A 19422-nucleotide genomic window follows, 5' to 3' on the forward strand; every position below is an offset into this window, starting at 1 on the left:
GCGTTGCAGGCAAACAGGGTGTTCAATGCTGAGATATACCGGCTCCACCGCAATCGATTATTCAAGTTCGCCGAATTGCGAAAACGTCGGCACTGATGCCGCAGACGTTATCATTCGCCCCGAGTTCAATCGCAACCAATTGTCGCCATTCTCCGTTCACGCGCGGCCTTGTTCGACCCGCCAGAACCCGCTTGTCAGGAAACTCGAGCAATTCTCGCGTCTCGAGCAAGGGGATATCCAATCACTCGACAAGCTCGTGGCTTCTCCCAAGGCAATGCGCGCCGGACAACTTTTGGTCCATGAAAGCAGCGTTCTCGATGAAGTCTATCTGATCGTTCAGGGAATGGGTTGCCGATATAAACTGCTGCCCGGCGGCGAGCGCCAGATTCTCGGTTATCTTATTCCCGGCGACCTGTGCGATATTCACTTTATCACCCTTACCAAGCCCGACCATAGCGTGGCCTTGGTGAGCGATTCGCAAGTCGTCAAAATCCCCACCCAGAAGCTCAACGCGCTACTTGCCAACAATCCGCGGATCGAGCGGGCGCTGTCGCTCGCTGCATTGCACGATATCGCAATCTTGCGAGAGTGGCTGCTCAATGTCGGTCAGCGCAACGCATTGCAGAAGCTCAGCCATTTCTTTTGCGAAATGATGCTTCGGCTGTCGCGCGTTGGACAGGTCGCCGACGACGGGTCGTTCGAACTGCCAATCAATCAGATGGCGCTGGCCGATACGACAGGACTGACCCCGGTGCACATTAACCGCACGCTGCAGCGGTTGCGGAGTGACGGGTTGATCCGGCTTGGCCAGCGCCGCTTGTACATCATCGATACCACTCGGCTGGCAGCGATCGCCGGGTTCGACGATAGCTATTTGCAGATCAATCAATGCCGGAGGTGAGCGCTTGACGCTTGACGGATGGCGCATCGATCGACCCCACCCCAGTCTGAGCGCGCTGCAGTCCTGACGGCCGCAGTGGTGGCACACTTGCTGATTTTCGCACTGCTGATCTCACTCGGTTCGGCCGGGCCGATGCCAGTACCCCGTCAGGGCAATATGTCGTTGATTTCACTTGCCCCCGATGCCGCGCAAGGCAAGCCTCCACCGCCTGTGCTGCCAAGCAAGGTCGTCGACCAGAAGCAGATTACGCCGCAAGACTCCTTTTCCGCCGAGCTTGATAATAAGCCGCGCGGCACTGCTGGCGGATGCGCCATCTTCGATCTCGTTTCGAAATCGCTGATTGCCGATCCCATCGTTGCCGCCGCGGTCCTGAGCACGCCACGCGAAAGCCGATCGATCGCCGACGCTATCGTCATCTGGAACACTGGCTGGAGCGCCACTGCAGACTCGCCTGGCGAGCCGCTCGGGCCAGCGCGTGCGGCGATTGAGCAAAGCCTTCGCTCGGTCCCCGATAGCTGCCTTGACGAACCTGTCGCCGGGCCGCGCTTGGTGCCGATTCCAGAAGGCGAACGGACGATATTTCTGGCAATCGGATCGGGCAATTGGACTTGGCGCCAATTGCTGGTCGAGGCTGACCCCGCGCTTCAGGCTGGCGCCATTCAAGAACAGCCGGCTGCAAGGTCGCTGTGGGATTGGTTGTGACGAACCGGCCGCCCGGCCGTTAATCCAGCCTTCTGAACTGAACCTGGGTTACCAGCCGCGCACCGTCTTCCTGACCCAGCTGAACGAATACGTCCACCGTCGCGCGGATATAATCGACGATTTCCGACCTTCCAAGTTCGGTCCCGGCCGACATCGACATCATCGCCAATTGTTCAATCGCGCCGTCCGGCGAATTGGCGTGGACGGTGGTGATCGATCCGGGATGACCAGTGCCGACCGCACGCAGCCAGCTGATGGCCTCGGCACCGCGCACCTCGCCCATGACGATCCGGTCCGGTCGCAGCCTGAGCGCGGCTTCGACCAGATCAGCCGGGGTCGCCGACGCTTCACCTAATTTGCCCCGTACGGCGACCAGCCCGACCGCATTCTGATGGTGCAATTGAATCTCGGGCGTGTCCTCGATCAACACGAACCGTTCGCGGTCCGACGCTTCCTTGAGCAACGCATTGAGGAAGGTCGTCTTGCCGGTGCCGGTGCCGCCCGAAATGACGATCGTCTGGCGGGTTTGGACTGCTGCCTTGAGAAAGTCGAACGTCCGCCCTTCCCTGAGTAAGGCCGCCAGCATGTCATCGGTCGCTCGCCGCTTGAGCGCCGCCTCCCCGACCCGCGCGAACGCGCCCGCTTCCTCATAATCGGTAAGGCGCAGGTCGGGCATGTTATGCTTGCGAATGGCAACGATCAGATTGCCACGGGTGGCAGGCGGCGCGCAGATCTGGACTCGCGCGCCATCGGGCAAGGTGGCGGCAAGCAACGGATGTTCGCGATTGATGCCCTGGTCGGTCGAGGCCGCAATCTGCCGCGCAAGCCGCCACAGCGACGCATCGTCGAGCGCCGGAACGTCATGCCGTTCGGTCCCGTCACGCGTGTCGAGCCATAATTCGCCCGGCCGGTTGATGTACAAATCGGTGACGTCGCCGCGCCCAAGATAGGCCGCAAGCGGCGCCAGAAAGGCGTCGAGATAGACTCGCTGCGGCGCGTTCACCGGGCTGGTCCGACGGTCGAGAAGTCGAGATCCCGCGCAACGAAGATGCGCACCGCTGCACCCTGCCGGGTCGTGATCGTCGGCGGAATGTCGGTGCTGCCGGCTGCTTGGCTGGCGAGGTTCGTCGCCTCGTTCGCGCTACCGACGAAGACCGTCGACCCGCCCGATCGGGACGCGGTCAAGACGTTGACTCCGGCACTCAATACGGTGGTCAGGATCGCCCCGCCGAAGCGTTGCAGGAAATGGCGATTGACCTTGCCGCCAATCCCGCCGCGCCCAAGATCATCGGTCGCCGGTGAGGCAAGTTCGATCGATACGCCGTCGGGCCGGATCAGCCGGGTCCACAAGACGAAGACCCGCGACGCGCCTTGCGCCACGCCTGATTTATATTGGCCGATGACCCGGCTGCCGGCCGGGATCAGGACTGCGGAACCATCGAAACTGCGCACGTCGCGCTGGATCATCGCCCGGGCGAAACCGGGCTGGTCGGAATTGAGCGCGGTTTCCATCACCGCCCCCAGCACCGCGCCTTGCGGCACCAGCCGGTCGAGCCCGCTCATCCGCTCGGCCCGCGCAACTTTGACTTCCTCACCCCCCACGCGCGAGGCGAAGCGCTCGGTGTCGGACAAGTTGCGGTCGGCGGCTGGCCCGGCGACCGGCGCGACCACCGTGGTCGATGTCGAAACGCCGCCCGAATCGCTGCGGATCTCGACCGATCCGGGCATCCGCTGCGGATCGGCCTGGGCCATATCGACCACCAGGGTCGGCGCGCGCAGTCGTTCGCGCATCGGGTCGCTGGCGACCGGCCGGGTTAGCGCCGGTTCAAACCCGGTCAACCGGGTCGGCTGTGTCGCCACCAGAGTCACCGGGCCGGTGTTGGGAATGGAAAAACCGGCTGGAATGGGGGCCTGCGCCACTGGCTGGCCAGTTTCCTTGAGCGCGATCGGCGGCGCCGCAGTGCCCACTGCAGCAAGCGGTGGAAGCAATGATTCCTGATCCTGCTGCGCTGCACGGGCACTCGATAACCACAGGAACACGCCGAGCCCAAGCGCAACGAAAGTGGTCGCCACGATCGTGACTGGCGTCTTGCCGGCGACTTGCGCCACGGCCGGGCGCTTGACGATTAACACGTCACTCATCGCGCTTCCCCGCGGCGGCGGTGACCGTCGCCAATCTCTTGCCGGTCCTGAGGGTGAAGCGCGTCCCGGTTTGCTGAACCACGATGACCCGACCGCGCGCCGATGAATTGACGATCGATTCGTCCTTGCCCGGGCCACCCGCAAAGATCGCCGGGATCGCTTTTTCTTCCGAAAATTCGAAATAGGTCATCAACCCGTCGTCCCACACTCGCGACGGGCGAAGCGATTGATCGCCGGTAATCCCGTAAGCGAAATTCAGCGGCAGCGCGGGCGGTGGCGGCGGTTCCTCAATCGCCTCGACCGTTTCGCGCGGATAATCGAACCGCACCACCCACGGAATGGTGAGCGCGCGCGGCCGGGTTTCCAGCGAGAAAGCATAACGCCTCTTGTCGGTGACGACCGTCATGTTGGTTGCAGCATTCTTGACCAGCGGCTTGAGGAACAGGTTGCGCGCTTTCTTGTTGGGCGTCACTTGCCACGCCATCGCATCGCCGATCGAGACATTCTCGATCCGCTCATCAGCCCCGAATTCGAGCATGATCTGCCACCCGAGCGCACCTTGCAGGCGGACCACTTCATCGGGCTGGAACAGCACCGACTGAATATGCGGATCGGACCCGATCGATTCAGGCAATCGCGCCGCCGTGAGCAGCAACAGCGCAGCCGGCAGTAGTAATACGCGTCTCATTGGACGAAACCTTCAGCGTCGCGGCGATAGCGGGTGACCTGGAAGCCGAGTGGATTATCGAACCGGTCGGACGGCTGGAGCGGTCGACCATTGAAGCCGAAACTGACAGCGGCGACATAATTGAGGTCTTGGCCGCTCGCTGCACCAATCGCGCGCCGGCTGGCGGTATAGCGAACCAGTCCAGCGCCATCGCCGATCAGCGAGACGCTTCGAATGCGGATCGATACAGTGTCGCCCCGCCCAAGCAGGTTGAGCGGACTTTGCGGATTGCTGGCCGCCATTTCGGCGACATAGGCGCTCGCCACCGGCCGCGCCGACATGATTTGTACGCGGCGATATTGCGGGGCGAGGTCGGTTGCGTCGAAGGTCTCGCGCGCAACGACATAACCGGCCAGTTGGGCCTGAATCACCGCTTCATTCTGGGTTAGATTGCCGTCGGCGACGCCCATCGCCGGTTCAACCGCGCCGGTCTGCCGGTCGACCGTCAGCACATACGGCTGAACCGTCTTGAGCGGCACCAGCAGCAATAATGTCAGCGCCAACAGCAGCGCAATCACGGCCGCCCCGGCCGCAACCCGCCACGCGATCCTGGTTTCACGTGCGGTCGATTGCGCCTGACCGTCGGACCAGCTGCGCGCGGCGGCATAATAATCTTCGCGCGAATTGTGATTGTCGCTCATGAATCTCTCCGTGCCGCAGCGCGTGATCGGCGCGGCGCGCTTCGTATCCGCGTGGGTCTGGCCAGGATCGGCAGGGTCGTGACGATGGTGGCAGGCTGGCCGGAAGAACCCGCACCATCACGCATTCTGGCAATGGCGCTCGATCGCGCCCCGGAAACAGCGGCGATCCCCGGTTGGGCGCTTCGTCCGTCACGCCGCGCGGCTTGTTCGAGCGCCTGGACGATGCGCAGCGCCGGTTGCGCCGCTTCCGCGCGTTGCTGGTCGATCTTCGATTGCTGATCGATCATGGTGGTCATCGGATCAGCACGCCGATGCTGCGCCAGGCGAATGCCGTTGCCGATTCGCCCCGCCGCCCGAAGCGCAAACACAATCGCGAAGACGAATACCACCGCGACCAGCCCGATCGGCATGACCGATGCATTTTCAAACGCGCCGGCCGCCTGTTCCGCAAGCAGTCGCTGGATCATCGGCGTCAGAATGGCGAACTCCACTGCCGCCACCAGCAAAACGAACAACGGTGCCAGCGCCGCGCCGATGATCGCGCCGATCCAGCCCTGCGCCATGCCGCGCGTCACATCGAACAGCAGCATGCCCGCCATCGCCGGGGCGATCGCCAGCAGGATCGCCTGCACCACGCGGGCCGCAACCAGCAGCCCGACAGTCGACAGGGTTAGAATCAGCGCCGACAGGTTGAGCACCGCCGCCGCTGCCGCCGGACCACCAACCAACGGCGAGGCAATGCCGGCGCGCGTGCGATAGCCGACCGACGCATTGGCCAGCGCGTCGAGTGTTTGTTGCAAACTGACGAGCGGCGGTTGCGACCCGATCCCGCTCAGCATTTCGCCCGCGATCTGGGTCGGCGCCTGCGCAATTCCTTGATAGGCAAAGGCCGACCATGCCGCCCACGATGTCGCGATCAGCAGCACGACGCCCAGCTTGACAGTTAGATCGAGCGCATCGCGAAGTGCAATCCCGCGGCCGAGCAGCAAGCGATAGCCGAAGAAGGCGACCGCGATCACCATCAAGCCGGTCAGTGCGGTCGAAACTGTCCCGCCCGGTTGGGACAGCGCCGCATAGCCGCGCTCGACCATCCCGAATGCCTGGCAATCGGTGTCGGCGAGCAGGCGCTCGGCGAATTTGTCGCTGGCGGCGGGGGCGCAGAAACTCTGCATCATGCCACCTCGAGCAATTTGGGAAGCCACGCAGCAGGCGCATCGCCGACCGTCTCGCGAATGCCATCGAGCAAGCGCACCGTGCGCTCGCGCCCCGACAGGACGGTCAGCAACTCGGGCTCGGACGCCAGGTTGAGCCGCACGACGACGCTGTCGGCGCCATGCTTGACCAGAAACGCCCGCGCCGTTTCGGGGATCGACCGGATCAGTTCAAATTCGTGCGGCGTGAGCCCGAAGCCATCGATGTAATCACTTGCCTGGGCCGACGCATTGGCCATGAAAATCTGCGTTCCGGCTTGCTCGACGATCGCTGAGGCGATCTTGCTTTCGAGTGCATCGGAGGCCGATTGGGTCGCGAAACCAACGATCCCGCCGCGCTTGCGAATGGTCTTTTCCCAATCGCGAATGCGCGCCACGAACACCTCGTCGTCGAGCGCCTTCCAACCTTCGTCGACGACGATGATCGTGGGTTGGCCATCAAGCCGCTCCTCGACCCGGTGAAACAAATAAAGCATCGTCGGCGATCGCAAGGCCGGCTGATCGAGGATCGCGGTCATGTCGAACCCGATCGTTTCCGCGTCGAGTTCCAGCCCGTCGAGTTCATTGTCGAACAGCCAGGCATGCTCCCCGCCCGAGTGCCACGGCGCCAGCCGCGCGGCGATGTCATTGCCCGATGCGCGGTCGCGGCCGCGAAACAGTTCGGCGAGATAGCGCAAGCGGCGGTGCTCGGGCGGCCCCGCATAGGAGGCGTCAATCGCATCGGCGATCCAGCCTTCCTCCTCGATCGTCGGTGGTTCGCGGTCGCCGGTTGCAAGCTTGGCGACCCATTGGCTGAGGAACCGCCGGTTGCCCGGTGTATCGGGCAGCGCCAGCGGATTGAGGCGGGTCGGATTGCCCGGCCGCAGCGTGTCGTAGACCCCGCCAATTGCGCGCAGGAAAATCTCCGCCCCGCGATCCTTGTCAAAAAAGATGATCCGCGGCGAATAACGCCGGGCCTGGGCGAGCAGAAAGCCGAGCACCACGGTCTTGCCCGACCCCGACGGCCCGATGATGGTGAAATTGCCAAGGTCGCCGCGGTGGAAATTGAAGAAGTAAGGGCCTGCCGAAGTCGTCTCGAATAAAGTGACCGCGTCGCCCCAATGATTGCCGCTGGCCTTGCCGACCGGGAAGTTGTGCGCGCTGGCAAAGCCCGCGAAATTGGCCGACGAGACCAAAGCGCGCCGGGCGATATAGCCGAAATTGCCCGGAAATTGTGCCCAATAGGCCGCTTCCAGTCCGAGTTCTTCGCGCACCGCGACAAACCCCGCGTCTGACAGGCTGGCCTGGACTTCGCCGATGCTGGCGTCGAGTTCGGCGAGGCTTGCGGCGCGGATCATCACGGTCAGATGATGCTCGCCGAACAATGCCCGACCAGCAGCGACTTCGTCCTTGGCATCGGCCAGTTCGCTGCGCAGCGACACTGCCGCATCCTCGGCCGACTTCATCCGCCTGAGCGCCAGGTCCATCCGCTCCAACGCCGGTCCGCGATCAACCACCGCGAAGCTTTGCGTGACGACCATTTCGAACGGCAGACGGAATAAATCGTCGAGCATTCCGGCATCTGTTTCAGCGGGATAATCCTTGACCGACAGGATTGCCGCGAAGTCCGCGTCGCCGCCGTCAACCGGGCCGAATTCGATCGCATCGGCGCCAAAGCTCAGCCGCCGACGCGCGATGACTTCCGCAATCTCACCTTGCGGAAGGAGGATCGGCGAGGTCGTACCATTGACCAGTGACGCAAGGAATTCGACCGGCTCCGACGCGAGGCCGCTCGGCAGATCGTAGCTCGACAGCAGCGTCGGCCCATAGGGTTCGAGCGCCGCCATCAAGGCTTCGCGTGCCCGGTTCAACTCGCGTAGGTCAGCCGTATGATCAGTCTTGACCGCACGGTCGCCAGTGAACAGCCCGAGCAATTTGTCGGCGGCCTTGGCGCGGCCTGCCAGCGGGCGAACGATGATCGTCAGGTACAGATCGTTGACGTACAGTCGGCGTACCGCCAGCCGATCGCGCCAGGCCTTGTCGAGCGACTCGCTGAACGGGTCGCCGAACCGGCCGTCGAGGTCGGGCGAAACCGCGCGCCGGACGACATGGTGGACCACCGCGAACCGGGCCGATGCAATCGCTTGCAGCATGGTGTCGCGCGCCGCCTTGCGCGCGTCGAGCTGGGCCGCGTCGATCGTCTCGAACGGCAAGCCGTCGAGCCTAATGACCTGCATCGCCAGCCCGTCCTTGGTCAGGATCGTATGGTCGTCGACTTGCGTCCGATACGGCAGATGATCGCCGACCGATTTCTCGCGCGCTGCGGCCTTGGCCCGCGACAATGATCTAGGGGCGATAGACATTGGCACCCCATAATTTGCGATTGGGGACCCGCGGCACGCGGCGAAGTTTGGTCAGCCACAGCGCCATGATGTGCGGATCGCGCAGATGCGCGGCATAACCGAGCGCGTGGATCAGCAGCGCCGGAAGCAATGCGTACAGGCTCTTGAAAATCAGGAACAACTCGGCCGCGACGATGCCGTTGAGAACGAAAAACGGATAGGTCACCCCGGCCACCATCTGCGGCCGGGCCAATGCCCGAAACAGGCGGTCGCCCGCCACGTTCAGGCGCCCGCGACCGAGCGGATACCGCCGACGATCGAGGCCGCGCCGAACAGGATGAACAGGCCGAGCACCACGGTCGCGCCATATTTCCAGTTGATCCGCCCGGTCAGCATCAAGAAGCCGACCGCAGCGACAGCGATTACCGCGACGGCGGTTGCGACATTGCCGAGCAAGGTTCCCTGCAACCAGTTGACCGCACCGACGATCGGTCCCGACCCGGCTGGGTCGGCGGCGGCATATTGCGCACTGGCGGGGGCCGCGAATACCAACAGGGCGAGCGCCCACGAACGAGCATTGATCATTTCACTACCTCGACGATGAAGGACTGGATGGGATTGGACGCGACCGTCGGGCGCCAGCGGCCCATGATCTTCGCGACATAGTCGCGCGTCTCGCGATAGGGCGGAATGCCGCGGTAGCGGATCACTGCACCGGGGCCGGCATTATAGGCTGCCAGCGCCAGCGGCACCGATCCGAACCGGTCGAGCTGCTGGCGAAGATACATTGCGCCACCGCGAATATTGCCCGACATACTGCGCGCATCGACACCAAGTTCCAACGCTGTTCCCGGCATCAATTGCATCACGCCCCGGGCCCCTTTGTTGCTGACCGCGCTCATCCTGCCGCGCGATTCCTGCCATGCCACTGCCTTGAGTAACGTCGGATCGAGCCGATGGACGCGCGCGGCCTGCTCGATCAGCGAAATTGGATCCTCGCTCAGGGTCTGAGTCACCTCGATCACTATCGGGAAAGCGTCGGCAACCGTGAACAGAGTCGGCCCGTCATAAGTCTGCGCGGTGCCGCTGGAATCAATCTCGATCACTTGCGCTTGGGCTGCAATCGGGGTGGCGGCAGCGATGACCGCCGCGAACAAGAATGTTCTCATTGAGCTCATTCCATATGGTCCGGGACATAGCCGGGGTGCGGCGTCAGCGACACGAACAGTGCAAGGGATGAAATTGCGATCATCCAGCTGGCGGCGACCTTGACCGCGATGCCCATCCCGCGATGCTCGATCCAGCGGCCTGGCAAGCACAGCAGGCACAAGGGCAACGCTAGCCACAAGCCGCCCTGCATGCCTGACAGCGACGCCAGCGCGCCAGCCCATGCCCCCGCGTTGGACGCGACCGGAATGGCCCACCGCCGCGGCCATGAGCGCGGCAAATAGATCAGGACAGCGGTGAATATCGTACTCAGGAACAGTCCGGCCAAGACGATGTTCGACGCGCCCGGAGCGACGTTGAGCATGGATACTGCCAGCGCGCTCAGCACAATCGCCGTGACCCCTAGCCACGCATCACGTCGGCCGACCAGCGACAAGGCCAGCCCCGATGTCGCGCAAATCAGCAAGATGGGGAGGATGCCGCCGTTCATGGCGTGACCACGCCCATCCAGAACAAGGCGCCGAACACCGCAATCACGCCGCCCGCACCGCGCAAGGCGAGCGCCCCCGCTTTGCTGACCTTGAGCAGACCAAGCGCGATTCCAGTCAGATGAAGCAGGCCCGTGCTCAGCACGAAACCGGTGCTGTATCCGATCGGGTCGGCGGCGGAGGGCAGTTCGAGCCCATGCGCATAGCCATGGAACAGCCCGAACATCGCGACGATCGCGCATGCCACCCACAGGGGCGCTCGAACCGCGAACAAGATCAGCAGGCCGAGCGTCAGGACCGACAATGCGATCCCGATCTCGACCGGCGGAAGCGGCACGCCGACCATCCCCATGCCCGCGCCGATCACCATTACTGTTGGGAAAATCATCGGCAAGGCATAGACCAGCGGCCGCCCAAGGAACGCGCCCCACAAGCCGACCGAAATCATGGCGAGCATGTGATCGGGCCCCGACAGCGGATGCAAAAACCCTGCGACAAACCCGCCGGCCAGCCCGGTGCCGTCATGTGCCATCGCCGGCGATGCATAAGCCAGCATCAGCCCCGCCGTTACCAAGGCGCGTATCGCTTGAAGAGCGGAGCGTTTAATCCGCATGACGCTTGGAACCGTATCTGTTCAGCGGGGATTGATCCGCAGTCACCAGGGGAAAATCATGAATATCAAGATCACCGCGCTGTCGCTGCTGCTGGCGTCCACGCCGCTCGTGGCGCATGATTTCTGGATCCAGCCGCAGCGCTTCCAGGCGGAGCCGGGCGCTCCGGTCGCACTGACCTTCCAAGTTGGCCATGCTGCGGCCCGCGAACGCTGGGGGCGGCTCGACCGTATCATCCTGCTCCAGGATTTTGCGCAAGGACGCCGGCGCGACATGCGCCCCGACCTCCGCACCAACGGCGGCCCGGCCGATGTTTTGACCCGCTTCGCGGCGCCGGGGGTGCATGTCATTGCCATGCAATCCAACCACGCGACGTCCAGCCTGCCGGCAATCCGGTTCAACGATTATGCGAAGCTTGAGGGGCTGACCCCGATCCTCGTCGCCAGGCAACGCGCCGGGACATCTGATCAGGTCGGCCGCGAGCGTTACAGCCGACGCGCCAAGGCCTTGTTCCAGGTTGGCACCCAGACAGCCGCCAATTCGGCCCAAGCCACCCGCGCGCTCGGTTTCAAGCTGGAGATCGTCCCCGAACGCAATCCCTACGCGCTCGGCGAATCGCGATTGCTCCCGGTGCGAGTGATGTACAATGGTCGACGCTTGCCCGGTGCGACGGTCAAACTGACCAATTTGGAATTCGATGCCAAGCCGCTGGCGATCGCGATCACCGACCGCAATGGCCGCGCCACCTTCCGCGTTCCTGCAGCTGGAGATTGGCTGGTCAATGTGTTGTGGAGTGAGGCGGTGAAAGGCGACCCCAACGTCGAATTCGACACGACCTTTTCCAGCCTGACGTTTGGATATGAACCTGCGGGACGTCGCCGCTGATCGAGCGGTTACCCCGGCGTTGACACCCGGCTGTTCGCAAGGGCGGCGGTTGATTGCCGGTGAATTTCCCAGTTCAGTCATGCCCTAATCGACCGGTTCAGGGTCGGTCGCATTCGACACGGGAGGCAAGTCCCCATCGCTGACGTTGGCAGGCTCCGAATTGGCCGGCGCCCGGAATGCATTGCCAAAAGTCTTGCCGAACTTGTCCTCGGTGCGGGTCGGCCCGGCACCAGACGCGTCGAAGCCGGCGGCATCGCTTTCAGCTTTTTTCTGACAAGCTGTAAGCGATGCACCGGCTGCCAGGATCAGGCCGGTGATCACCACCGGCCTGAGGAGTCCTGTTATCTTCACGGTTGCGTCTGCGGCCTCGGCGCACCGCGAAGCGGCGGGTTGAGGTAAGGAAACGCGTTCAAGGTTGCGTTGGCACTGCTCGGCGCGCCATCGGTGTAGGCGGTCAGCCCGCTCGGCGCGTCGGACGCCTGGCACAGGCCCAATTGGGTTGCCATGCCCGCGATCGGGATCGGGTGGCACAGCCGCCCCATTGCAACCCGAAGCACGATATCGACGACGTCATCGCCCGGGCGACGCCCGTTCGGGAAGCCCGCGAGATCGTCTCCGACAACGCCCAACGGACTCTGTGACGCCTGCGGAGTGGGCGTGACGCCCGTATTGAGCCGCTGCATTTCCGACGCGGTGACCGTCGACATCTGGTTGAGCGTCGCGATCCCGGTCAGGAAGGTTGCGACCAGATCATTGCGCGGGAAGTTGGTCGGCGCGATCGCCGCGCTTCCGAACAATGCCTGGAGAATGGCCGGGAAGGTCGGGTTGGTGACATAGTCGGCCAATGCCCCGTCGGCGGTTGGCTTGACCGCGTTGAACAGATCCTTTTGCGGAAGACCAATCACCAGTTCGTTGACCAACGGCATGCCGAGACGTGACACTTGGACGAATGATCCGCCCTGGGTGTCCGGTGCCGCAAAGGTCGGGTTGGGCTTGAGCAAGCGGGACTGCGGCAGGCTTGCCGAGCTCCACACGCCGATCACCCCGTTGCCGGTCCCGGTCACACACGCGATCGGCACTTCGAGCGCCAGGCTGGTGACATTATAATTGCCGATCAGCTCCTGGTTCGCTTGGCTCTGAGCGATATTGCCCTCGATCGGGACGAGGTTCACCAGATCGAACGCCGGGCCGAGGTTGACCGCGAAATTTTCCTCGCGCTGGCCGACGAATACACGGCCTTGGGTCGCGCAGCCGGGGATCGTGACGTCATAGATGAACTGGCCGGCGTAGGCGGGGTAATCAGGTGTCGTCTTATTGCCGACATTGTCGAACGGCTTGGCGAACGACGTGCCGCCTCCGCTGGAGTTGGTGACGGCCGCGGCGGTCCCGCTGCGGCGATCGCCCGTTACCCTGGTAAGCGTGTAGGTTTCGCGCTCGCCAAGCTCGGGATCATTGTCGGTGGTGACCTGACCGATATGGCGCAGCGCGATCGGCAGCGGCTTGCCGCCGATGGTCAAAACCTTTCCTGTCCCGTTCTGAAGCGTATTCTGGAACCGGAACTGAAAGGTCACGTCTTCGACCGCGTCGCCATTATTGTCGATCATGATCTCGTACAGCGCATTGGGATCCATGGTGAAGTAATTGGGTCCGCCACCCGGCTCCTGGAACGGCTGGAAATTCGAAATCAGGGTCACAAAGCCCGCGCGGCCCGGTGCATAACTGCGGAACGCATAAACGTCTGTGTTGTCGAGTTTGGGCGACTCGGTAATGTTGGGTGCTTCGCGATGGCTGGAGCCAAACGCAGGTGAAACTGCCGTCATCAGCAAAGCGATTGCCGTACTCATTCTAAATGTTGCCGAACGTACCATGCCAGATCTCCTCAATCGCCCGCGCAATGCCCGCGCCAGTCAACTGACAGGCAAGGCAAACGTTTTGCTTCACGACGAGAATCGACGCCGGGCGGATACCCAGCTGTTTAGGTGCGGTTTCTCGGAGAAAACTCACATAAGTTATTTTTAGGTTCCGAAAGGCAAATTAACTCCTTTCGAAGTCGCTGCAGCACCCTGTGGCGTGCTTCATTAGGGAATATGGCATGAAATTCAGCATCCTTCTCAGCGGCTCGGCGATCACGCTCGCCGCCGCGCTTTCGGTCGCGACTCCGGCCCAGGCCCAGTCGACCTGCGATCTCAACGGTACCGATGGCGGCGCGAACGCGACCCCGGCAAACGGCGGCGCAACGGCGACCGGCATCTTTGCATTGGCTTGCGGCGACGCATCGACGGCAGGCGCAGATAATTCGACCGCCTTTGGTACCTTGGCGATGGCGCTCGGAGTCGGCTCGACTGCAACCGGTGTCGGCGCAACCGCCATGGGCGAGGACAGCGTCGCGACCGGCATCAATGCCGGTGCGATCGGGATCAGTTCGATCGCCACCGGCGCCAATTCTAGTGCGCTCGGAATCGGCTCGATCGCCATCGGCGCCAACTCGGCCGCTTCGCTCGACGACAATATTGCGATTGGCGCCGGAGCAATCGCAAGCGGCATTCGCTCGACCTCCATCGGCACTGACTCGATTGCCTCCGACGAAGAAGCAACCGCAGTCGGCTATGATGCCACTGCCAGTGGCTTCCATTCGTCCTCATTCGGCGCGTTGGCCGACGCTATCGGCCGCGGCTCGACGGCGATCGGCTGGGACGCGGATGCCACCATGACGCTCACCACCGCAGTCGGAAACTCGAGCCGGGCAATTGCCGCAAGTGCGACTGCGATTGGCCGCTCGGCCATCGCCAGCGGAACCGAGTCGACAGTTCTGGGCCAGGGTGCGTTAGCTAATCAGCTTAACGCGACCGCGCTTGGCCAAGGCGCTCAGGCAATTCACGTCAATTCGGTCGCGCTCGGCGCCGATACGGTGACGACCGCGGCTAACCAGGTCAACGTCGGCGGCCGGACGATTGGTGGCGTTGCCAATGGCGTTGCCGCTTCCGACGCGGTAAACTTCAGTCAGTTGAGCGCCACCAACACCGCAGTTGCCGGAAACACCACGGCAATCGCAGCCACCAATAGCGCGCTTGCGTCCGAAACCAGCAACCGCACTGCGGCGGACAATGCCCTTAATTCGCGAATCGACAATCTGTCGTTCAACCTGGACGACCGATTGAACGCTGATCGGCGCGACGCGCGGGCCGGCACAGCATCCGCATTGGCTGCCGCCGGATTGCCGCAGGCCTCGGGCGAGGGCCGGACCATGATCGCCGGCGGCGTCGGCACGTATCGCGGAAGGTCGGCATTCGCGGTGGGCGCGTCGCATCGGCTTCAGGGCGGCAACGCCACCTTCAAGGTCGGCGTGACTTATGACAGCGAGCAGCATGTCGGCGCCAACGGCGGCGTCGGCTTCGAATTCTAGGACTGGTAAAATTCGGCTCCGGGGGCGCACTCAAAAAAGCGCACCTGGAGCCGACCATCCTGACCTCGCGAGCCATTGGTTCCTGACCTTCCGCCGCGTCGCCGCCACCGATCGCCGAGATGGCCGCCCGCTTGCAGAGCCCGCCGACGAGCGCTAGATCGAGTGTCCGGCAGTCGATGGTGCAACCGTTCAGCATCTCACGTCGGAACGCCGGTTTGCGAAATCCCGAAATCGGGACTTCCCAGCCAGTTGCGGGTGTAGCTCAATGGTAGAGCAGAAGCCTTCCAAGCTTACGACGAGGGTTCGATTCCCTTCACCCGCTCCACAAAAGATCATGCCGGGGGCATGATTTTTGTGGAGTGCTCAGCGCAGCTGAGGCGACCTTCCGACATCCGGGGGACAGTTTTAGTGGAGCGCGCGAGGCAAGCGCGGTGCGACGTCGGTAGCGGACGGCCCCCACAAGACCGTCGTCTCGGCCCCCCTTCCGGTTGACAGCACACCCCAGCCCAGCCATTGGCCCCGCTGCCCACCATGGAGAGGTGGCCGAGTGGTTAAAGGCAGCAGACTGTAAATCTGCCCGCGCAAGCGTACGCTGGTTCGAATCCAGCCCTCTCCACCAATTTTCGCGGCATTTCCGGTGGGACAGGTCCAATATGGACTTGTTAAACTCCCGCTATCTCGCTTTCCGTTACGTTAACTAACGATTATTGAGACTTGCCCCGTTTCGGTTAGACTTCAACGATTCGCGGGGGGAGTCCTTACATGCTAGCGATCACAACGACAGGACAGGTACGGTACGTGGCGTCGAACGATAAAGGCATGGGCAAAGGAGTCGCGCCGGTCGCTAGCCCGGTGTCGCGTCTTAGCCCGGGTCAGCTCGATTGCCTCCGTCTGGTCGACCAGCATTTGTCCTCCAAGGAAATCGCGGTCGAGCTTGGAATCTCCTCGCACACGGTCGACCAGCGCATCCGCGGCGCGCTCCAGATCCTCGGTGTCGAGCGCCGCTCGCAGGCTGCGCGGCGCGTGTCGCAGGAGCTTGGGCCATATCAGCGATTGATACATCAATCGCCGCACATTGAGGGTTCCACCGATCCCGCCCAGTTCGATGGGGCGGTCGGTTTTCAGATTCGGCACGCTGACCGTGCAGGGAAGGCTGGTGGCTCCGGTTTCAATACCGAGCAGAAGCTTGGGTCGAACTGGTCTTCCCTGCCTCTACCGTTCGCTACGAGGAGTCACCCCAGGAATGAGTTGAGCGTCGGCCAACGGCTGCTCTGGATCGTCCTGATCGCGATTGGATCAATGTTTGCGGCGGGCATGTATCTCGCCGGACTTGAAAGCCTGTCCAGGATGATCGGCCGCTAAGGCAGACAATCACCTCTCCTGCCCAGTCAGGACCGGAGGCGCACGCGCTTCCGGCAAAGGAGAAGTCATGCGCAAACAGATCATCGAATCCGCCGCCCTCGAAGTCGCCACCCAGATCCGCACCGTCGAAGATTGCATCGAGGACGCGCTGATCGAAATCGCCGAGTTGCAGTCCAAGATGCTGCGGGCCCGTTCCGCCGCCGGTGTCGGCACCGCGACTGGGCATGTCGCGCTTGAGCAGCTTGCCAACGCCGTCCAGGCATTGGTTACCGCCCGCGGCGGAATGGCGAATTGTCACAGCGAGTTGCGCGATGCCAAGCAGTTCGTCCCCGGCTTGCGCACGGTCAGCTTCGGCGATGGCGACGAATGCCCGCCAAAGGTCGCGCAGGCTGATTTGCGCATTGTTGCTTAACCGGCTTGAACGGCCGAATTGTCACTCGATGATTCGGCCAATCAACTCATGCTGAGCCCGTCCATCTATCACGTGCTGCTGATCGCGGTGTGCGCTTACGCCTATTGGCGGGGGCGCAGCGACGAACGCCTCGCCGCGACCCTGTGCGTCATTGCGACGATCGCGACCCGGATCATGGTGTCGCCGGTGACCAGCCGATATTCCAGCGTCGAAGCCGGGGTGTTTGCGGTCGATCTGGCGGTGCTCGTCGGCTTCATGTTCATCGCCTTGCGATCGGATCGCTTCTGGCCCCTGTGGGTGGCCGGACTACAACTGACCACGATTCTGGCCCATGCCCTCAAGGCAGTGGATTTTGCGCTGATGCCGCAAATCTATGCCGCTGCGGCACGATTCTGGGTCTATCCCATCTTCCTGATCATCGTCATCGGGACCTGGCGGACCAATCATCGCCGCCAATATCACGAACCACCGCTGCTTGGATAATCGGCACTCGACCGACTAGGGTGGGGCCATGACCTCTGCCTCCCTTTCGGCCAATGCCCTGATCGAAGCGCTCGACGAGCCGGCCCTGATCTTCGGCGGCGGCCGGACCATCGCCGCCAACAAGGCCGCCCGCGCGCTGCTCGGCGAATCGATCCTCGATCGCGATATCCGCATTGCGATCCGCCATCCGCAGGCGCTCCGGGCAGTATTGGCCGGTCGATCGGTTGATCTGGCGGTGGTCGGCCTCGGCGGTGCCCAGCGGCCGTGGAACCTGTCGGTCCGGCCGATCGCCAACGGCCATTGCATGCTCCGCCTGACCGACCGATCGAGCGCCATTGCTGCCGAACGGATGCGGGTCGATTTTGTCGCCAATGCCAGTCACGAATTGCGCACTCCGCTGGCGACCATCTCAGGTTTTGCCGAAACGCTGGCCGAGGACGGGCCGCTCGAGGATGGGGCCCGCACCCGGTTCGGCGCGACGATCCACAATGAAGCCGCGCGGATGCTGCGGATCATCGAAGATTTGATGGGCCTGTCGCGGATCGAGGCCGACCGCTTCGTTGCCCCGCGCGATCGGATCGACCTGGCGGCCATTGCCCAAACCGCCGCCCAGCATGCGGCCGCATTGGCCGAGCGGCGGGGCTGCTCGATCGACCTCGTCGCCGATGGTTCGTTTCCGGTGATCGGCGACCATGCCCAATTGCTGCAGGTGGCCGACAATCTCATTGCCAATGCCGTCCGCTACGGGTGCAGTCCCAAGGCACCACAAGTCCGCGTCGAGGTCACCAGCGACGGGCCGCGCGCCGTCCTGCGGGTGACCGACTATGGCGATGGCATTGCCGCTGCCCATTTGCCCCGGCTGACCGAGCGATTCTACCGGGTCGATCGGGCGCGCAGCCGCGACTCGGGCGGAACCGGGCTCGGACTCGCGATCGTCAAACATATCGTCGAGCGCCATCGCGGCACGCTCGACATCCGCAGCACGGTTGGAACCGGCACAATTGTCGAGGTCCGCCTGCCGCTGACCAAGTGAGCGCGGCGCATGTCACGAAACTGTAACACGGATGTCACACAGCCGCCGGGACATTGCCCTAGGCGCGGTCATGAATCGGGCTGCGGCCCATCAAAGTGAAAAGGTGACGTTTGATGAACAAGTCGATTGCGCTCCTCCCGCTCGTTGCGCTGGTTGCGGCCTGTGGCGGCAACGGGTCCGGCGGCAACGCTGCCGGGGGCCAGATCAAGGTGGTCGGTTCGTCGACTGTTTATCCGTTCACCACTGCAATCGCCGAGGAATTCCAGCGCGCCAATCCGGGCATGAGCGTGATCGTCGAATCGACCGGCACCGGCGCCGGCGTGAAGTTGTTCTGCGCTGGCGTCGGCGACAAGTTCGCCGACATGCTCAATGCATCGCGCGCAATGAAGGCGAGCGAGTATGAAACGTGCGCCAAGAACGGGGTCAAGCAGGTTATCGAAGTGCCGATCGGGATCGACGGCCTGACCTTCATCGAAGGCAATGACGGCCCCGGCATGAACCTGACCACCGCGGACATTTACAAGGCGCTGGCCGCCAATCCGTTCGGCAAGGGCCCCAACACGGCCAAGACCTGGAAGGACGTCAATCCGTCGCTCCCGGCGATCAAGATCCGCGTCCTCGGCCCGCCGCCTACGTCGGGCACCCGCGACAGCCTCGCAGACCTCATCCTGGCCAAGGGTTGCGAAAGCGATCCGGCGATGAAGGACCTTAAGAAAGCGGACGAAAAGAAGCACAAGGATCTGTGCACCAAGATCCGCGAAGACGGCGCCTATGTCGAAGCTGGCGAGAATGACAATCTGCTGGTCCAGAAGGTCGCGGCCGATCCCGGCACACTGGGTGTGCTTGGCTACAGCTTCCTCGAGGAGAATGCCGACAAGGTCGCCGCGGTGTCGATCGCCGGCGTGGCCCCGTCTGAAGCCACGATCAGTGACT

General features: G+C 63.1%; 22 protein-coding genes and 2 tRNA genes. 11 read left to right on the forward strand and 13 right to left on the reverse strand.

What is annotated here, in order from left to right:
• Positions 1 to 25 precede the first annotated feature (25 nt).
• Together RMN73_RS11705 and RMN73_RS11710 are read left to right on the forward strand one after the other, a co-directional pair.
• On the forward strand, positions 26 to 901 hold the full coding sequence (locus RMN73_RS11705) for a Crp/Fnr family transcriptional regulator (protein WP_309603511.1): 876 nt from the start codon (positions 26 to 28) through the stop codon (positions 899 to 901).
• 18 nt (positions 902 to 919) lie between these two features.
• Entirely contained in the window at positions 920 to 1603 is a 684-nt protein-coding gene (locus RMN73_RS11710; protein ID WP_309603512.1) for a hypothetical protein, read from the forward strand.
• 19 nt (positions 1604 to 1622) lie between these two features.
• Here the strand turns inward: RMN73_RS11710 and virB11 are convergent, their stop codons facing one another.
• From virB11 to RMN73_RS11765, 11 genes are read right to left on the reverse strand one after another with little or no spacing between them, the layout of a single operon-like run.
• The gene (virB11, locus tag RMN73_RS11715) at positions 1623 to 2606 is read right to left on the reverse strand and encodes a P-type DNA transfer ATPase VirB11 (protein WP_309603513.1); all 984 of its coding nucleotides are present in this window, start codon (positions 2604 to 2606) and stop codon (positions 1623 to 1625) included.
• Positions 2603 to 3745, reverse strand: coding sequence for a TrbI/VirB10 family protein (locus RMN73_RS11720; RefSeq protein WP_309603514.1), 1143 nt, complete (start codon positions 3743 to 3745; stop codon positions 2603 to 2605). The genes virB11 and RMN73_RS11720 overlap by 4 nt, the downstream gene beginning before the upstream one ends.
• Positions 3738 to 4433, reverse strand: a complete 696-nt coding sequence (locus RMN73_RS11725) for a TrbG/VirB9 family P-type conjugative transfer protein (RefSeq protein WP_309603515.1) — start codon at positions 4431 to 4433, stop codon at positions 3738 to 3740. The genes RMN73_RS11720 and RMN73_RS11725 overlap by 8 nt, the downstream gene beginning before the upstream one ends.
• Positions 4430 to 5113 carry a type IV secretion system protein gene (locus tag RMN73_RS11730; RefSeq protein WP_309603516.1) on the reverse strand — a complete coding sequence of 228 codons (684 nt, stop codon included), beginning with the start codon at positions 5111 to 5113 and terminating at the stop codon, positions 4430 to 4432. The genes RMN73_RS11725 and RMN73_RS11730 overlap by 4 nt, the downstream gene beginning before the upstream one ends.
• Complete coding sequence (locus tag RMN73_RS11735) at positions 5110 to 6285, reverse strand: type IV secretion system protein (RefSeq protein WP_309603517.1); 1176 nt, start codon at positions 6283 to 6285, stop codon at positions 5110 to 5112. Before RMN73_RS11735 ends, RMN73_RS11730 begins: the two co-directional genes overlap by 4 nt.
• On the reverse strand, positions 6285 to 8666 hold the full coding sequence (locus RMN73_RS11740; protein WP_309603518.1) for a VirB4 family type IV secretion/conjugal transfer ATPase: 2382 nt from the start codon (positions 8664 to 8666) through the stop codon (positions 6285 to 6287). Before RMN73_RS11740 ends, RMN73_RS11735 begins: the two co-directional genes overlap by 1 nt.
• The gene (locus RMN73_RS11745) at positions 8650 to 8925 is read right to left on the reverse strand and encodes a VirB3 family type IV secretion system protein (RefSeq protein WP_309603519.1); all 276 of its coding nucleotides are present in this window, start codon (positions 8923 to 8925) and stop codon (positions 8650 to 8652) included. Before RMN73_RS11745 ends, RMN73_RS11740 begins: the two co-directional genes overlap by 17 nt.
• 2 nt (positions 8926 to 8927) lie before the next feature.
• Complete coding sequence (locus RMN73_RS11750; RefSeq protein ID WP_309603520.1) at positions 8928 to 9230, reverse strand: TrbC/VirB2 family protein; 303 nt, start codon at positions 9228 to 9230, stop codon at positions 8928 to 8930.
• Complete coding sequence (locus RMN73_RS11755; protein WP_309603521.1) at positions 9227 to 9814, reverse strand: lytic transglycosylase domain-containing protein; 588 nt, start codon at positions 9812 to 9814, stop codon at positions 9227 to 9229. The genes RMN73_RS11750 and RMN73_RS11755 overlap by 4 nt, the downstream gene beginning before the upstream one ends.
• A 5-nt stretch (positions 9815 to 9819) precedes the next feature.
• On the reverse strand, positions 9820 to 10302 hold the full coding sequence (locus tag RMN73_RS11760; RefSeq protein WP_309603522.1) for a hypothetical protein: 483 nt from the start codon (positions 10300 to 10302) through the stop codon (positions 9820 to 9822).
• A complete protein-coding gene (locus RMN73_RS11765) occupies positions 10299 to 10856 on the reverse strand; it encodes a HupE/UreJ family protein (protein WP_309603523.1) in 558 nt (185 codons plus the stop codon). The genes RMN73_RS11760 and RMN73_RS11765 overlap by 4 nt, the downstream gene beginning before the upstream one ends.
• A gap of 115 nt (positions 10857 to 10971) precedes the next feature.
• On the opposite strand from RMN73_RS11765, the gene RMN73_RS11770 reads away from it, so the two are divergent.
• Positions 10972 to 11796, forward strand: a complete 825-nt coding sequence (locus RMN73_RS11770; RefSeq protein WP_309603524.1) for a DUF4198 domain-containing protein — start codon at positions 10972 to 10974, stop codon at positions 11794 to 11796.
• Positions 11797 to 11880: 84 nt separating this feature from the next.
• Here the strand turns inward: RMN73_RS11770 and RMN73_RS11775 are convergent, their stop codons facing one another.
• Together RMN73_RS11775 and RMN73_RS11780 are read right to left on the reverse strand one after the other, a co-directional pair.
• Positions 11881 to 12120, reverse strand: coding sequence for a hypothetical protein (locus RMN73_RS11775; RefSeq protein WP_309603525.1), 240 nt, complete (start codon positions 12118 to 12120; stop codon positions 11881 to 11883).
• Between the two features lie 23 nt (positions 12121 to 12143).
• Positions 12144 to 13640 carry a DUF4331 domain-containing protein gene (locus RMN73_RS11780; RefSeq protein ID WP_309603526.1) on the reverse strand — a complete coding sequence of 499 codons (1497 nt, stop codon included), beginning with the start codon at positions 13638 to 13640 and terminating at the stop codon, positions 12144 to 12146.
• Between the two features lie 248 nt (positions 13641 to 13888).
• On the opposite strand from RMN73_RS11780, the gene RMN73_RS11785 reads away from it, so the two are divergent.
• From RMN73_RS11785 to RMN73_RS11820, 8 genes are all read left to right on the forward strand, one after another.
• Positions 13889 to 15199 carry a YadA-like family protein gene (locus tag RMN73_RS11785; protein ID WP_309603527.1) on the forward strand — a complete coding sequence of 437 codons (1311 nt, stop codon included), beginning with the start codon at positions 13889 to 13891 and terminating at the stop codon, positions 15197 to 15199.
• Positions 15200 to 15450: 251 nt separating this feature from the next.
• Positions 15451 to 15524 (forward strand) — tRNA-Gly (locus tag RMN73_RS11790).
• Positions 15525 to 15732: 208 nt separating this feature from the next.
• Positions 15733 to 15818 (forward strand) — tRNA-Tyr (locus RMN73_RS11795).
• A 179-nt stretch (positions 15819 to 15997) separates the two neighbouring features.
• Entirely contained in the window at positions 15998 to 16561 is a 564-nt protein-coding gene (locus RMN73_RS11800; RefSeq protein WP_309603528.1) for a helix-turn-helix transcriptional regulator, read from the forward strand.
• A gap of 67 nt (positions 16562 to 16628) precedes the next feature.
• Positions 16629 to 16973 (forward strand): hypothetical protein, encoded by a 345-nt coding sequence (locus RMN73_RS11805; RefSeq protein WP_309603529.1) that lies wholly within the window; start codon positions 16629 to 16631, stop codon positions 16971 to 16973.
• Between the two features lie 48 nt (positions 16974 to 17021).
• The gene (locus tag RMN73_RS11810; protein WP_309603530.1) at positions 17022 to 17456 is read left to right on the forward strand and encodes a hypothetical protein; all 435 of its coding nucleotides are present in this window, start codon (positions 17022 to 17024) and stop codon (positions 17454 to 17456) included.
• A 28-nt stretch (positions 17457 to 17484) separates the two neighbouring features.
• Entirely contained in the window at positions 17485 to 18489 is a 1005-nt protein-coding gene (locus tag RMN73_RS11815; RefSeq protein ID WP_309603531.1) for an ATP-binding protein, read from the forward strand.
• 113 nt (positions 18490 to 18602) lie between these two features.
• The coding region (locus RMN73_RS11820) for a substrate-binding domain-containing protein (RefSeq protein ID WP_309603532.1) at positions 18603 to 19422 on the forward strand (820 nt) is incomplete at its 3' end.

This window comes from Sphingomonas sp., assembly GCF_031372575.1.
Lineage (GTDB): Bacteria > Pseudomonadota > Alphaproteobacteria > Sphingomonadales > Sphingomonadaceae > Sphingomicrobium.